Source organism: Streptomyces sp. SID13726 (genome assembly GCF_010548375.1).
Taxonomy (GTDB): Bacteria; Actinomycetota; Actinomycetes; order Streptomycetales; family Streptomycetaceae; genus Streptomyces.
Window position 1 is genome coordinate 217731 of the sequence record NZ_JAAGLY010000013.1, and the last position, 14869, is coordinate 232599.

Annotated in this window: 11 protein-coding genes; 2 read left to right on the plus strand and 9 right to left on the minus strand. The window is 71.1% G+C overall.

Annotation, left to right across the window (positions count from 1 at the left end; translation table 11 throughout):
- Positions 1–121: 121 nt before the first annotated feature.
- The 5 genes from G3I78_RS30350 to G3I78_RS30370 all read right to left on the minus strand — a co-directional run bounded on the left by G3I78_RS30350 (position 122) and on the right by G3I78_RS30370 (position 7933).
- Positions 122–1858, minus strand: a complete 1737-nt coding sequence (locus G3I78_RS30350) for an LCP family protein (RefSeq protein WP_164430281.1) — start codon at positions 1856–1858, stop codon at positions 122–124.
- A gap of 208 nt (positions 1859–2066) precedes the next feature.
- On the minus strand, positions 2067–3686 hold the full coding sequence (locus G3I78_RS30355) for an LCP family protein (protein WP_164430283.1): 1620 nt from the start codon (positions 3684–3686) through the stop codon (positions 2067–2069).
- 215 nt (positions 3687–3901) lie between these two features.
- Complete coding sequence (locus tag G3I78_RS30360) at positions 3902–5626, minus strand: LCP family protein (protein ID WP_164430284.1); 1725 nt, start codon at positions 5624–5626, stop codon at positions 3902–3904.
- A 153-nt stretch (positions 5627–5779) separates the two neighbouring features.
- Positions 5780–6973 carry an LCP family protein gene (locus G3I78_RS30365; RefSeq protein WP_164430286.1) on the minus strand — a complete coding sequence of 398 codons (1194 nt, stop codon included), beginning with the start codon at positions 6971–6973 and terminating at the stop codon, positions 5780–5782.
- A 225-nt stretch (positions 6974–7198) separates the two neighbouring features.
- Complete coding sequence (locus G3I78_RS30370; RefSeq protein WP_164430288.1) at positions 7199–7933, minus strand: TIGR03089 family protein; 735 nt, start codon at positions 7931–7933, stop codon at positions 7199–7201.
- Positions 7934–8062: 129 nt separating this feature from the next.
- Here G3I78_RS30370 and G3I78_RS30375 point away from each other — a divergent pair, with 129 nt between their 5' ends.
- Together G3I78_RS30375 and G3I78_RS30380 are read left to right on the plus strand one after the other, a co-directional pair.
- Positions 8063–9511 carry a peptidoglycan recognition protein gene (locus tag G3I78_RS30375; protein WP_164430290.1) on the plus strand — a complete coding sequence of 483 codons (1449 nt, stop codon included), beginning with the start codon at positions 8063–8065 and terminating at the stop codon, positions 9509–9511.
- Positions 9512–9656: 145 nt separating this feature from the next.
- Positions 9657–10739 (plus strand): NDP-sugar synthase, encoded by a 1083-nt coding sequence (locus tag G3I78_RS30380; RefSeq protein WP_164430292.1) that lies wholly within the window; start codon positions 9657–9659, stop codon positions 10737–10739.
- Between the two features lie 187 nt (positions 10740–10926).
- On the opposite strand, the gene G3I78_RS30385 is transcribed toward G3I78_RS30380, so the two are convergent.
- Genes G3I78_RS30385 through G3I78_RS30400 form a run of 4 tightly spaced genes read right to left on the minus strand, consistent with a single transcriptional unit; the run spans position 10927 to position 14803 of the window.
- Complete coding sequence (locus G3I78_RS30385) at positions 10927–11934, minus strand: DNA-3-methyladenine glycosylase 2 family protein (protein WP_164430294.1); 1008 nt, start codon at positions 11932–11934, stop codon at positions 10927–10929.
- A 58-nt stretch (positions 11935–11992) separates the two neighbouring features.
- A complete protein-coding gene (locus G3I78_RS30390) occupies positions 11993–13303 on the minus strand; it encodes a coenzyme F420-0:L-glutamate ligase (RefSeq protein ID WP_164430296.1) in 1311 nt (436 codons plus the stop codon).
- Entirely contained in the window at positions 13300–14259 is a 960-nt protein-coding gene (gene cofD / locus G3I78_RS30395) for a 2-phospho-L-lactate transferase (protein ID WP_164430299.1), read from the minus strand. Before cofD ends, G3I78_RS30390 begins: the two co-directional genes overlap by 4 nt.
- 34 nt (positions 14260–14293) lie before the next feature.
- Positions 14294–14803 (minus strand): cysteine dioxygenase family protein, encoded by a 510-nt coding sequence (locus G3I78_RS30400; protein WP_164430301.1) that lies wholly within the window; start codon positions 14801–14803, stop codon positions 14294–14296.
- Between the last annotated feature and the right edge of the window lie 66 nt (positions 14804–14869).

The window sequence follows — 14869 nt, forward strand, 5'->3', positions numbered from 1 at the left end:
CCGCCGCACGTCTTAGACATACGACGGGCCCGCGAGGTTGCCCCATGAACCTGTGCGAGACCTGGGAGTTGCCGTTCGTGTCAGCCCGGCACCGAGAGGCGGCCCGGCCCCGCCGTACCCCTCAGCTCGCGCACTGCACCTTGTCCGCCGTGGACTTCTCCACGTTCGACGCGGCCGGCGCGGAGGAGTTCAGCTTCACGCCCGCGCCCTTGAAGTCCTTGCCGAGGGTGAGGGTCATGGCCGGGAGGCCCTGGGCGTTGGTGACGCTCTTGCCGGGCTTCAGGGCCGCGCCGGACAGGCCCATGATGTCGGCGAGACGGCGGGCCTGGTCGGCCTGGTCGGGGTCGTACTCCAGGGTCGTCTTCGCGAGGTCCGCCTCGGCGTTGCCCGCGTTGTCGGACTTGGTCACGCCCGCCTCGGTCTGGAGGTACGCCAGCTGCTGCTGGGCGCTGCCCGCCGCGGCACCGCCGTTGAGGATCTGCACCCGTACGTCGGCGGCGGCCGACTTGGTGCCCTTGAGCCGCGCGGCGACCTCCGCCTTCTCCTTCTTCTCCTGCGCCTTGACCTCGGTGAACGAGACGTCGCCGGTGATGGCGTCGAAGATCTCCGGAGCCCGCGTCTGGTCGACGACCACCGTCGCCTTGACCGTCTCGGCGGGGTTGTCGACCACCGGGATCGTCATGAAGCTGATGTTCTTCGTCGGCACCTTCTTCAGCTCCAGGGCGATGTCCTTGAGCGTGCCGACCTTGCCGATCGCGCTGTCCACGGTGAGCGCGTTGGTCGCGGCCTCCGCCAGCTTCAGCAGCTTGGTGGGGCTGGTGAGGGTGTCGCCCGAGGTCATCTGCCGCATCAGCGAGCCCAGGAACTGCTGCTGCACCTTGATCCGGTCCAGGTCGCCCTGGTTGCCGAAGGCGTGCCGGGTGCGGACGAACGCGAGGGCCTGCTCGCCCTCGACGGTCGACTTGCCCGCGGGCAGCTTGAGCTTGGACTGCTTGTCGTCCACGGCCTTCTCCACGCACACCTCGACCCCGCCCACCGCGGAGGTCAGGGTCTTCACCGCGTTGAAGTCGGCCATCACGAAGTGGTCCGGCTTGATCCCGGTGGCCGCCTCGACCGTACGCATCGTGCAGCCCGCGTCCCGGCCGTCCTGTCCGAGGCTCGTGTTGAAGCGGACGTCCTCGGTGCCCGCGACGACCTTGCTGGTGCCGTCCTCCTGCTTGGTGTCGCAGTCCGGCACGTCCACGATCAGGTCGCGCGGGATGCTGAGCGCGGTCGCGTTCGTCCGGTCCTTGGAGACGTGCAGCAGGATGTTGGTGTCCGCGTGGCCCACGCTGCCCGCGTCGCCGTAGCCCTCGTTGCCCTCACCGGTGCGCTTGTCGGTGCCGATGATGAGGATGTTGAAGGCCTCGTCCTTGCTGAAGCTGCTCGCGGCCGCGTCACCGACGTCGGTCGTGCCGACGTTGCCCTCCAGGTGCTTGAGGTAGAAGTAGCCGCCGCCCGCCGTGGCGACCAGCGCGAAGGCCATGGTGCCGCCGGTCCACAGCAGCACCTTCCTGGCCTTGGACTTCTGCTTGACCGGCCGCCGCCCGCGCCGCCCCGGCAGCGGCTCCTCGGGCACGCCCCGGCGCCTGCGCGGCGGCGGGACGTCCCGGCCGGGGGCCACGGGGGCCGTCGTACGACTGCCCGGGACGCCCGCGCCGACCCTGCTCGGGGAGGGCGCCGATCTACGCGGTCCGGGAACGGCCGACTGCGGTGCGGAAGGGGTCAGTCGCAGTTCGTATTCACCGGTGTTCGGATTGAGCACCCACTGGTCTGCGGGATCGACGTTGTCCGCCCGCCCACGGCCTTGTGCGTCCACGGCTGTCCGAATCCTCCGTCAGGGCCACGCGGCGCCTCCCCCGGAAGCGCACGGGTGTTGGTCAACACAGTGCTCGACCCCTGGGCAGACGTGTGCCCGGGGGTCCCTGGATCGCTCACACTAGCCGCCCGGTCGGGCTTTGAGCGACGTGAGTTGTTCCTGTTCCGATTCTGTAAGTATGTACGTACGCCCGGGGCGTACCGTTCGACTACCAGCGATAGGGCGCGTAGACGTCCATGCACTGCTTGGTGTCGGAGCCGTTGATGGCGTCCGAGTTCCCCGGCAGGTCACCGGCCTTGGGCTCGGACCGCTTCGGATACGCCGTCCCGTTGCGCCAGTCGGCGCCCACGACCAGCGTGACTCCTGACACATCGGTCGACTTCTTCACCGAACTCAGCGGAATCCCCAGGGACTTGGCGATCCGCTGGGCGTCGCCCTCCAGGTCGGCGCTGGGGTAGCGCACCACCGTGCGGTCCTCGGAGAGGCCGGTCGTGGCGTCCTTGGAGGCCTGCGAGAAACCTTTCCGCACGAGCTCCTCGGCGAGCGCGCCCGCGCGTCCGCTCACCGGGCCGAGCGTGGAGGTGGCGGTGGCGTTCTGCACGACGACACCGATCCGGGCGTCGGGAGCGGAGGGGGCCTTCGTGCTCTCCGCGGGCTTCTTCCCGCCGGACGACCTGCCCTTGCCGCCCTTGTCGTCGAGGGCCACGTCGTCGCGGAGCATCTCCCACAGCTTGTCGGCGTTCGCGCCGTCGGGGACGACGTGGTCCCGGTTCTGCGGGTCCTCGACGTTCGGCATCGTCACGGAGGTGATGCGGTCCGTCGGCACCGACTTGAGCTGGGTGCCCAGGTCGTAGAGCTTCTTGACGGTGCCGATCTCCTCGGACACCTGGAGGGACTTCGTGGCCGCCTCGGCCAGGTCCATCAGCCGCGGGGTGTCGGTGAAGACGTTCTGCCCCTTCAGCGTGCGGATCATCGAGTTCAGGTACATGTGCTGGGCCCTGGCCCGCATCAGGTCGCTGCCCCAGGCGTGCCGGGTGCGCAGCCACTGCAGCGCCTCCTTGCCCTGCACCTTGTGCGTCCCGGCCCGCATCTTCAGCCCGGAGCCGCCGGGCACCGCGGCCGTCGGGCGGTCCCACACGTTCTGCCGTACACAGACGTTGACGCCGCCGATGGCGTCCGCCATCCGCACCACGCCCGAGAAGTCGATCGTCATCCAGTGGTCGATGTAGACCCCGGTGAGGTTCTGCCAGGTGGCGAGCGTGCAGCCGGCCCCGCCGCGGGCCAGCGAGGTGTTGATGATGTCGGTGGTCGCCGGGTAGGTCCTGCCGGTGTCCGGGTCCTTGCACTCGGGTATGTCGACCCGGGTGTCGCGCGGGATGCTGACCATCGCGGCGCTCTTGCGGTCCGCGGAGAGGTGGATCAGCATCTGCACGTCGCCCAGCGGCGGGTTGCCGCGGTTGTCCCGGCTGCCGCCGAGCTTGACGTTCTCGTCGGAGTTACGGCTGTCCGAACCGATCAGCAGGATGTTCAGCGGGGTCTGCCCGGCCGCGTTGGCCCCGGTCCTGCGCGCCTTGGAGTCGCCGCTGCTGCGCTCGCCCTTGCGGATGTTGCCGTTGAGATGCTCGTAGTAGAGGTATCCGGCGCCACCGGATCCGAGTATCAGCACGGCGAGCGTGGCCGCGGACCATCTCAGTACCCGGTGCTTGCGCGGCCCGCGCCGCCGCCCGTGCCGCCCGCCGCCGTCCAGGCCGGATTCCGGCGGCTCCGGCGCTGGAGCGGGCCGGGAATCCGGCCGCGCCCCCTCCTCGTGCACATCGCTGTACGCCATCCCCTGTCTCCCCACCCTCACACCGAACCAACGAAAAGACCTGCCGTGCGACTGGTTAGACGCACGACAGGCCCCTCAGGTCACCGCGGAACCGGCGGACAACGTCCCGCCCGCACCGCTGCGCCCGGCACACGGGCCCGAGAGCCCCGGCCGAGGGGACGCTCCGAGACCGTGCGATCACCGGCGGTGGGCGCACAACGGCACGCCCCCGGACCTCACTTGGCGCACTCGACCTTGTCGGCCGTGGACTGCTGCACCCCCTCCGGTGCCTTCGTCGCCGTGGTGAAGGACACCCCGGCGCCCTTGAAGTCCTTGCCCAGGGTGAGCGACATGGTGGGCAGACCCTGGGAGTTGGTCACGCTCTTGCCGGGCTTGAGCTGCGCCCCGGACAGGCCCAGGATGGCCGCGAGCCGGCGCGCCTGGTCGGCCTGGTCGGGGGCGTACTCCAGGGTCGTCCTCGCCGGCGACGCGTCCGCGTTGCCCGCGTTCTCCGACTTCAGCACGCCCTCCTCGTTCTGGAGGTACTCCAGCTCGGCCTGCGCGCTGCCCGCCGCCGCACCGCCGTTGAGGATGCGCACCCGTACGTCGGCGGCGGCGGACTTGGTGCCCTTGAGCCGGGCCGCCTCCTCGGCCGCCTCGGCGCTCTTCGACGCGCTGGCCTTCTTCTTCACCTCGGTGAACGACACGTCGTTCTTGATCATGTCGAACACGGTGGGCGCCGTGGAGTCGTTGAGGACGACGGTCGCCTTCACCTTCTCCGCCGGGTTGTCGACGACCGGCACGGTGGTGAAGGTCAGGTTCTTCACGTTGAGCTTGCCCAGCTCCAGACCGAGGTCCTTCAGCTTGGAGATGCTGTCCAGCTGCGAGTCGACGGTCAGTGCCTTGGTGCCCGCCTCCGCCAGCTTGATCATCTTCGCCGGGTTGGTGAGCGTGTCGTTCGACTTCAGCTTCCGCATCAGCGCGCTCAGGAACTGCTGCTGGAGCCCGATCCGGCTCAGGTCGCCGCCGAAGCCCACCGAGTGCCGGGTGCGCACGAACGCGAGGGCGTCCTCACCCGAGATGGTGTGCTTGCCCTTCGACAGCTTGAGCTTGGAGTCCTTGTCGTTGATGTCCTTCGCCAGGCAGACCTCGACCCCGCCGACCGCCGTGGTCAGCGTCTTGACCGCGTTGAAGTCGGCCACCATGAAGTTGTCGGCCTGGATCCCGGTCAGCTCGGTCACGGTCCGCACCGTGCAGCTGGGCGTACGGCCGTCCTGTCCGAGGCTGGTGTTGAAGCGGACGTCGTCGGTGCCCGCGATCACCTTCGTCGAGCCGTCGTCCTGCGTGGTCGGACAGTCGGGGACGTCCACGATCAGGTCGCGCGGGATGCTGAGCGCGGTCGCGTTCGTCCGGTCCTTGGAGACGTGCAGCAGGATCGTGGTGTCCGCGTGGCCCACGCTGCCGGAGTCGCCGTAGCTCTCGTTGCCCGCGCCGGTGCGCTTGTCGGTGCCGATCAGCAGGATGTTGATCGCCTTGTCGGTCTGGAAGCCACCGGTGCTCGCGCCGTCGTCGGAGACGGAGGTGATGTTGCCGTTGAGGTGCCGGATGTAGAGGTAGCCGCCGCCCGCCGCCGCGACGAGCACGAAGGCCATGGTGCCGCCGGTCCACAGCAGCGCCTTCTTCGCCTTCGACTTCTTCTTGGCCGGCCGGTGCCCGCGTCGGCCCGGCAACGGCTCCTCCGGTGCGCCCCGGCGCCTGCGCGGCGGCGGGACGTCGCGGCCGGGGGCCACGGGCGCGGCCGTCCTGCTGTCCACGGCGGGCGCCGACCTGCGCGGTCCGGGAACGCCCGACTGCGGTGCGGAAGGGGTCAGTCGCAGTTCGTATTCACCGGTGTTCGGGTTGAGCACCCACTGGTCGGCTGGATCGATGTCGCCCGCCCGTCCACGGCCTTGTGCGTCCACGGTTGCTGAATCCTCCGTCGGCCGGATGCACCGGAGCGCTCACACTAGCCGTCCGATTCGCCGACAGGTTACGGCGGTGACAAATTCCACGTCCCTACAACCGGGCAATCCGCCCATTTGCCCGGACACCGCTGCACGCCCTTGGTGAATGCTTTACTCGCAGGTGTCCTCGGCGGCCGTGTTGCCGCGGAAGGCGGGCACTCCACCGCCGTTCTCAGTTTCTCCATAGCTTTCTTCGCGGCGAGGTCGATGAGAAAGTTCTGAAACTTTCGGGGCTTTCTCCGTCACCTTCACCGGTGCGTCCTTGCGCAGCCGTTCGAAAAGCCGTTGGGCCTCCGGCTCCACGAGTTGATCGCGATTGGCGTTGTAGACGTACGACTCCCGCGGCACGGTCAGGAATTGCACCCGCCCGGCGGGGATGTCCCGCAGCCCGCGCACGAGTTCGTAGAGCCCGCGCAGGCTCGCGAGGTCCGGGTCGGTGGTGAGCGAGGAAGTCGCCGCGTCCAGCACCGGATAGAGCTTCACCGGATTCAGCAGTACGTCATTGCTCTGCACCTTGTTGACCAGCGCCCCGAGAAAGCGCTGCTGACGGTCCATCCGGTCGGTGTCGCTGCCGTTGCCGAGGGACTTGCGGGCCCGCACATAGCCGAGCGCCTCCTCACCGTCGAGCGTCACCCGGCCCGACGGAAGCCGCAGCTTGGCGGCCTTGTCGTGGATCGGTTCGGCGAGGCAGACGGCGACTCCGTCGACGGCGTCCACCATGTCCTTGAAGCCGTGGAAGTCGACCACCATGTGATGATCCACGCGAATGTCCGTGAGTTTCTCGACGGTTCGGATCGTGCAGGCCGAACCGCCCTTCTGAAAGGCGTAGTTGAACATCGCGAACATGGGCTCGCTGCGGGTGCCGTCAGGCCGCAGACACGCGGGCACGTCCACCATCAGGTCGCGGGGCAGCGAGACGGCGGTCGCGGTGCGTCGCCCGGCGGCCAGATGCAGCAGGATCGTGGTGTCGGACCGCTCGGTCCCGGAGTCCCGCCCGTACCGGGCGTTGCCGTCCCCCGACCGTGAGTCCGATCCGATCAGCAGGATGTTCTGCGCGTCCTTGACCAGCGAGGTCGGCCGCTCCTTCTCGTACCGGGCGAGCTCGGCGGCGGCCGCGTCGTCGGGCGTGATGTTCCCGTCGAGCTTGGCGTAGGCGGCCCACCCGGCACCGGCAAGCGCGGCGGCGACCACGCCCAGGGCGAGCCCTCCGTACCGGACCCGCCTGCGCCGACGCCGCCGTATGAGCCCCTTCCCGCTCGCGGACGACCCCGCGCCGGGCCCGAGGGTGCCTGCGCTGTCGGTCACGGCGGGTGCCCCCTGGTGTCGTAGGAGTCTCGTCCTACGACCATGGCGCGACCTGGGAGCGGGAAGCGTCCTGGGCTGGGCCGTACGGGTGACTGGTCCGGCCAGGGGTGCGGGGCTGTGTCGATGTGCGGGTCCGTCGGGTGGGCGCCACCGGCCACGACGGGCTGGTATCCGCCGAGTGTCCCCGTCACCGCGCTCTCAGCGGCGCACCACGGCCACCCTCTCTTAGCGGCGCACCACGGCCACCCGCTCGCTCTCGATCCGCTTGGCCAGCCCCTCGTCGCCCAACTGATCCAGATGGCGGCACAGCACCACGGACCCCCCGGTGGCGAGCGGCCCGTACAACCCGGCGTTCAACCCGTCCCAGGTGTCGTAGGCCAAGCCGGACAGCACACGGTCCCCCGTCCCCTCGGCCCGAGCCCGCTCCACGACCTCCGCCCCGCTGAACTCCCGCCCGCCCACGACCAGCGCGGGCTCCTTGGGATCCACCGGAGAGAACGGCGCGAACCGGTCCCCCTGGCTCGGCACCTCGACGGCGTAGTCCACGAACCCGTCCGGGGTCCGCGGGAACCGCCCGCCCAACGGCCGCAGCGCGAGCGCGACCCGTTCCCCGGAGCACGCGAGAGCCGCCTCCAGGGAGTCCGGCCCGCTCACCACCACGTCGGCGGCCTTCGGGTCCCCGCCGACGTCGGCGACGACCCCGACCGACGCGCACGCCAGCAGCCAGACCGCCGTCTGCCAGTGCGCCGGCAGCAGCAGCGCCACCCGGTCGCCGGGCGCGGCGGCGAGGTCGCCCTGGAGGAGGTTCGAGGTCTTGGCCACCCAATTGGCGAAGGTGGCCACGGACAATTCGACACGTTCTCCCGTGGCGTCGTCGTAGAAGGTCACCAGGGGGCGTCCGGGATCCGCGGCGAGCGCGGATCGCAGCAGGTCGGCAGGGGTGCGATCGGTGGCGTTCACCCGGGAAAGCGTACGCGGGCGCGTGGGTGCGCACCGCCGCGCCGGGCCACCGGTTCGGCGCAACGGGACCCGACGGCCCGTCAGTTCCCCGATGGACAGATTTATATGACTATGTCCAAGATCAGAAGCATGCGCGGATTTCTTGCTTCCTCGATCGGTGTCACCTGTGCGGCCGCTCTCGCCCTGCCGCTCACCCCGCCCGCGGTCGCGGCCCACCAGGCGCCGGTGACGGCGTCGAGACCGGCGCCGAGCGCGGAAGTCCTGGGCGGCACCCAGTCGTTGCCGCTCGCGCCCGTCGCCCGCGACCGCACCCTCGCCCCGGCCGGCGAACAGGGCGTGTCCCGCCGGGACGTACGGCACTTCTCCCTCGTCGGAGTCGTCTGGGACGACCCGGACACCGCCCTGCACGGCAGCGTCCAGGTCCGCACCCGCGCGGCCGGCACCGACACCTGGTCCGGCTGGCAGGACCTGGAGACCCACAACGACGACGCCGCCGACCCCGGCACCGCCGAGCGCACCTCCGGCCAGGTCCGCGGCGCCACCGCACCCCTGTGGGTGGGCGACTCGGACGGGGTCGAGGCCCGGGTCCGCGCGGAGACCGACCGCACGGCCGAGGACGAGGCCGACGGCTCTCGTACGACGGTGGCGGCGGCGCCTCTTCCGACGGGGCTGCGGCTGGAGCTGGTGGACCCGGGGGAGGCGGCCGAGGGGGAGGTCGCCCGGAGCGGTGTCGACCGGCGCGGGGTCGCCCGGCGCGGGGTCGCCCGGCGTGGCGGAACCCACCGCTCCGCCCCCACCGCCGAACCGGTCGCCGCACTCGCCGCACTCGCCGCGACCGACGCGTCCGCCGCCAACGCGGGGCTCGGCGTCCTCGGCGCCACCGAACTCCCGGCGCTGGACCGCAAGCAGACCGAACAGGAGCTGTTCGCCCTGCGCGCGGGGGAGTTGACGGAGCAGCAGCGGGTGAAGCCGTACATCGGACCGCGCCCGCGGATCGTCACCCGGCGCGGCTGGGGCGCCGACGAGAAGCTGCGCGAGAAGAAGTTCGTCTACACGAAGAAGGCCAAGGCGGCCTTCGTGCACCACACGGCGTCCGGCAACGGGTACAGCTGTGCGCAGGCTCCCTCGCTCATTCGCGGTATCTACCGGTACCACGTCAAGAGCATGGGCTGGCGCGACATCGGCTACAACTTCCTCGTGGACAAGTGCGGAAACATCTACGAGGGCCGGGCCGGTGGCGTGGCGAAGCCGGTCCTCGGCGCCCACACCCTCGGTTTCAACACCAACAGCGTGGGGATCGCCGTCCTCGGCAGCTACGAGTCCACCAAGCCGTCCGCCGCCGCGGTGAAGGCGGTCGCCCGGCTCACGGCGTGGAAGCTCGGTCTGTACGGCGCCAACCCGAGCGGAAAGACATATCTGAAGTCGGGGGGTGGGAATCTCTACCGAAAAGGTAAGAATGTACGACTGAACGTGATCTCCGGTCACCGGGACGGCTTCAATACGGAGTGCCCCGGCCGGCTGCTCTACAGCAAGCTCGGCTCGACCCGTTCCACCGCGGCCCGCTACCAGGGCCGCTGAGGGTCTCGCCGCATCGCAGTTCACCGCCGTCGGGGGGCAGGCGCGGAATGCCGCACGGCCGTCGAAGGCACCGCACAACGGTCTGCATACACTGGCCGGTCGAAAGACAGTTCGGGCCGGTCCCGGCAGGAAGCGGAGACGACAGGTGACAGAAGCGATCCTCCTGGTCGGGGGCAAGGGCACGAGGCTGCGACCCCTGACGGTCCACACCCCGAAGCCCATGGTCCGCGCGGCCGGGGTGCCCTTCCTCACCCACCAGCTGGCCAGAGCGAGAGCGGCCGGCGTCGACCACATAGTCCTCGCGACGAGCTATCTCGCCGAGGTCTTCGAACCGCACTTCGGCGACGGCTCGTCGCTGGGCCTCCACCTCGAGTACGTCACCGAGGAGGAGCCCCTCGGCACCGGCGGCGCGATCCGCAACGTGGCCTCGCGGCTGCGCTCGGGCCCCGACGACCCGGTCCTGATCTTCAACGGTGACATCCTCACCGGCCTGGACATCAGGGCCCTGGTCCGCACCCACGAGACCACGGGCGCGGACGTCTCCCTCCACCTCACCAAGGTCACGGACCCCCGGGCCTACGGCCTGGTCCCCACCGACGCCACGGGCCGGGTCCTGGCCTTCCTGGAGAAGCCCCAGACTCCCGAGGAGATCGTCACCGACCAGATCAACGCGGGGGCGTACGTCTTCCGCCGTTCGATCATCGACACGATCCCGCAGGGCCGCCCGGTCTCGGTCGAACGTGAGACGTTCCCCGAACTCCTGTCGGCCGGAGCCCACCTCCAGGGCATGGTCGACTCCACCTACTGGCTGGACCTCGGCACCCCCGCCGCCTTCGTCCGCGGCTCCGCGGACCTGGTCCTCGGCCGCGCCCCGTCCCCCGCGATCCCCGGCCGCTGCGGCGACCGCCTCGTCCTCCCCACGGCCCGCGTCGCCCCCGACGCCAAGCTGACCGGCGGCACGGTGGTCGGCGAGGGCGCGTACGTCGCGGAGGGCGCCCGGGTCTTCGGCTCCACGATCCTCCCGGGCGCCGTGATCGAACCGGGCGCGGTGATCACCGACTCCCTCATCGGCACCCGAGCCCGAGTCGGCGAACGCTCCGTCCTCACCGGCACGGTGATAGGAGACGGCGCGGTCATCGGCCCCGACAACGAACTACGGGACGGCATGAGGATCTGGTGCGACGCGAGGATCCCGGCGGGGGCGGTGCGGTTCTCTTCGGACCAGTGAATCCGACTGAATCCAGCTGCATTTCAGATAAATGCGGCTCAATTCGGCCAAATTCAGCCCCTCCGGCGTTTGAGGAGCGGGGGTCCAGGGGGCGGCGCCCCCTGGGCGGGGTCGAAGGGGCGGCAGCCCCTGGGGATGGGACGGGTAGGGGCGGCGGGGGCGAAAAAACCCACAGGGCACCCCCACGTCACAACCGCCCGATATCCCCCCGAGTCATCCGAGGCGCCCGCCGCCCAGGAACCCGCCCACTCAACAAGATCAACCGAGCCGCCCGATGCCGCTGGCCCGCATACGGCTCCAGCAACGACAACATCACCGCATCATCCGCGTCCCGATCCCCCGCGAGCGCGAACCCCACGATCCCCGGCAGATGCAGATCCCCCACAGTCACCGCATCCGCCGCCCCATGACTCCGCTGCACCACCTCCGCGGAAGTCCACGGCCCCACCCCCGGCACCACCTCCAACCGCGCCCGCGCCGCATCCGGAGCCATCCCCACCGCCTCCTCCAGCCGCGCGGCCACCCGCACACACCGCAGAATCGTCGAGGCCCGCTTGTAGTCGACCCCCGCCCTGTGCCACTCCCACGACGGAATCAACGCCCACCCCCGAGGCGAGGGCATCACCCACAACCGCCCACCCGCGGCGGGCCCCGGCGCCGGCTCCCCGAACTTCCGCACGAGCAACCGCCAGGCCCGATACGCCTCATCGGTCGTGACCTTCTGCTCCAGCACGGAAGGAATCAACGACTCCAGCACCAGCCCGGTCCGCGTCAGCCGCAACCCCGGCCGCCGATGCCAGGAATGCGCGACGACCCGATGCCGAGGCACGAACGCCGCGGGATCGTCCGCGGCCCCGAGCAACTCCGGCAGCCGCGAGAGCAGCCACTCGCCCCCCGGCCCCCACGCCTCCCCGCGCACCTCACCGCTGCGGACCGACACCCGCAGGGTCCCGGGCCCGGCCGGCGTACGACTGGCCCGCCACACGGACCCGTCGGGCAGCGCCCGGAACGTCGGATCCCCCGGCCCCCGCCGCAGCGCCCCGAGCACCAGCCCGAGATCGACGGGCCACCCGGGCACCCAGGTCCGCACCAGCCCGCCCGCGTCCCCCGACCCACCGGGCCGGGGGGTGGGCACGGCGACTTCCCCACCGCGCACAGTCGTACGGGTAGGCCGCGGAGCGAAACGTCCTGCCACGAATGAAGTCCTGGGGTGTCAGAGGAACCGGAGGGAAACCCACGAAACCACGGGCGCTTCAGCGCACCTCGATGAAACTCCCCGCCTCCCGCTCGGGCCGCGGTCGCGGTGCCTCCGCCGGGTGCCCGACCGCCACGGCCCCCATCGGATCCCACTCCTCCGGCAGCCCCAGCGCCTCCCGGACCACGTCCCGGCAGAACATCGTGGACGACACCCACGCCGACCCCAGCCGCTCCCCGGCCAGCGCGACGAGGAAGTTCTGCACCCCGGCGCCCGCGGCGACGACGAACATCTCCCGCTCGGCCCCGTCCCGCCGCCCGTCGCCGTAGGTGTGCGACCCGTCCATCACGAGACAGGGCACGACGAGATACGGCGCGTTCCGCAGCACGTCCCCGCGCCGGACCCGCTTGGCGATGGACTCCTCGGACTTGCCGTCCCGCCGCAGATCGGCGATCCAGGCGTCCCGCATCGCGTCCAGCAGTCCGGTCCGCGCACCCTCGGACTCCAGCAGCACGAACCGCCACGGCGTGGTGTGGTGCGGCGCCGGCGCGGTGACCGCGAGCGCCACCGCCCGCCGCACGGCACCGGGGTCGACGGGCTCGTCGGTGAAGGCCCGTACGGTACGACGCTGGGCCACCGCCTCCCGTACCGCCTCGGAGGTCCCCAGCCGGAACATGTCGTCGCGCGCCTCGCGCACCATGGCCCGCGCCCCCTCCCCGTGCTCCGCGGCCACCACCTGCGCCAGCCCGCGCACCACGGCGACGGGCAGCCCGGCGGCCTTGCCCTTGACGAGATCACCGGCGGCGGCCAGTTCGTCGGCCGTCGCCACGACGGTCGCGCTCAGCGGATTGCCGTACGCGTCCGTGCCGCCCCGCAGGTCGTCGAGGACCCGCACCCCGGCCGCCCCGATCGCGACATCGGTGAGCCCGGCACGCCAGGGCCGCCCGAAGGTGTCGGTGACGACGACGCCGACCTCGACGCCCAGGGCGTCCCGCAGCCCGTCCCGGATCGCCTGCGCGGACGCGTCCGGGTCCTCGGGCAGCAACAGCACGGTCCCCGCGGGGGTGTTGGAGGCGTCCACCCCGGCGGCGGCCATCACGAGCCCCTGCCGGTTCTCCACGATCCTCAGCGCCCCGCGCCGCGCGACCACCCGCACCGTCTCGGCGTCGATCGCGGCCTCCCGGTCGGCCGCCTCGACGACCCGCCCCTCCGCCTTGGACACGATCTTCGAGGTGACGAGCAGCACGTCCCCGTCCAGGAGCCCGGGTTCGGCGGCGGCGATCACCTTGGCCAGGTCGTCCCCGCGCTGCACCTCGGGCAGGCCCGGCACGGCCCAGACCCGGTAGCCGTCGGCAGCCGTCCCGCTCAAGAGGCCCGCACCTCCTCGGCGAGCTCCAGCGCCTCCCGGGCCATCCGCGCGGTCGCGTCCAGGTCGCTCATCATCAGCGGTACGGCCCGGCAGCGTATGCCGGCCGACTCGATCCGCTCCACGGTGCCCGCGTCGACGGTGTCGACCAGCCAGCCGTCCAGCAGCCCCGAGCCGTAGTGCTCGGCGACCGCGGCGGCCGTGGACTCGACGCCGACCGCGGCGAGCACCTTGTCGGCCATGCCGCGCACGGGCGCGTCCCCGACGATGGGGGACAGGCCCACGACCGGCACCCCGGCCTCGGCGATGGCCTCACGGATACCGGGCACGGCGAGGATGGTGCCGACGGACACGACGGGGTTGGACGGCGGGAACAGCACGACGTCCGCCTCCGCGATCGCCTCCAGCACGCCCGGCGCCGGCTTGGCCTGCTCCGCGCCCACCGGCACGACCGCGTGGGCCGGCACGGACGCCCGCAGCCGCACCCAGTACTCCTGGAAGTGCACGGCCTTGCGCTCGCCGTCGATCTCGACCGCCACATGGGTCTCGACCCGGTCGTCGGTCATCGGGATCAGCCGCACCCCCGGCTTCCACCGGTCGCACAGCGCCTCGGTCACCGCGCTCAGCGGATACCCGGCACCGATCATCTGGGTGCGCACGATGTGCGTGGCGAAGTCCCGGTCCCCGAGCCCGAACCACTCGGGCCCGACGCCGTACGCCGCGAGCTCCTCCTTGAGGTGGAAGGTCTCGTCGGCCCGCCCCCAGCCCTGCTCCTCGTTGATGCCGCCGCCGAGCGTGTACATCACTGTGTCGAGGTCCGGGCAGACCTTCAGCCCGAAGAGGTGGATGTCGTCCCCGGTGTTGCCGATGACCGTGACGTCCGCGTCCGGCGCGGCCTGCTTCAGACCACGCAGGAAACGGGCACCGCCGATGCCGCCTGCCAGAACCACGATTCGCATGGGAACCAGTCTTGCAGGCGGGTACGACAACGCGTCATGAGGTTACGGCGACCACCTCGTCGTGGGCCTCGCGGGCGGTGCAGGTCGTGTGCATCGGCATCTCGGTCAGACCCGGGTAGTAGACGTGCAGGCTGACCGCCGGCTCCAGCGCGTCGTTGACGACCTCGTGGACGTACCCCGGCGCGAACACCCGCTGGGCCCCCGCCTCCAGCGCGCGCGTGCCCCGCTCGGTCCGCTCCGTCAGTGTGCCCTCCAGGACGGTGAGGACACCGGAGGAACGGCCGTGGTCGTGCGACCCGCTGCCCTGTCCGGGCACCCAGGACAGCAGCCACACCTCGTAGCCGGGGCCGGTGCGCAGCCGGTGGTACCAGCGGCTCGTCGCGTCGTACCGGACGAGGTGCGCCCACTGCGAGCGGTCGGCGGCGACGGAGCGGGCCAGGCCCACGAAGTCGGCGACGGTGGCCGGGTGCTCGGGCCGGGGCTGGAGGAGGTGCGGGACCTCAAGGAGGTCGCCGGCGATCTGGAGGTCGTTGTCGTTGTTCATGGGGTGCGGTGGTTCCTCAGTGAAAATCAGTGGAGCGAAGGTCAGAGGGAACGTGGACCGAGTCCC

Excerpts from the sequence above, each read along its gene's own strand:
- G3I78_RS30355 (WP_164430283.1), bottom strand. The coding sequence starts at position 3,686 with ATGGCGTACAGCGATGTGCACGAGGAGGGGGCGCGGCCGGATTCCCGG.
- G3I78_RS30375 (WP_164430290.1), top strand. The coding sequence starts at position 8,063 with ATGCGCGGATTTCTTGCTTCCTCGATCGGTGTCACCTGTGCGGCCGCT.
- cofD (WP_164430299.1), bottom strand. The coding sequence starts at position 14,259 with ATGCGAATCGTGGTTCTGGCAGGCGGCATCGGCGGTGCCCGTTTCCTG.
- G3I78_RS30400 (WP_164430301.1), bottom strand. The coding sequence starts at position 14,803 with ATGAACAACGACAACGACCTCCAGATCGCCGGCGACCTCCTTGAGGTC.